The 229-nt window shown below is 62.4% G+C and carries 1 protein-coding gene; it reads right to left on the bottom strand.

The window, feature by feature from the left end:
* Nucleotides 1-12: 12 nt before the first annotated feature.
* Nucleotides 13-229, bottom strand: a 217-nt coding sequence (locus BKB51_RS21465) for a hypothetical protein (RefSeq protein ID WP_218044116.1), incomplete at its 5' end; no start/stop codon positions are given.

Here is a 229-nt window from a genome sequence, read left to right on the forward strand (position 1 = left end):
TCTCGTTGCCCCCTACCTCTTGGCTCCCCCCTTTTCTTCCCCAGAGCCTCTCCCCCCCTTCCCTTTTCCTTCCTCCCCCCCCTCTTTCTCCCCCTTTCCCTCTTCCCTTGCCCTGCTTTCTTTCCCCCAGTTCGGCTCCGCCTCTTTTCTCCCCCCTCCCCCTGTCCCTCGCTCCCTTCTCGTCTGCCTTCTCCCTCCCCTCCTTGCCTCCCCTTTTTCCATCTTCCGC

It is taken from the genome of Kiloniella majae (assembly GCF_002118315.1).
GTDB lineage: Bacteria > Pseudomonadota > Alphaproteobacteria > Kiloniellales > Kiloniellaceae > Kiloniella > Kiloniella majae.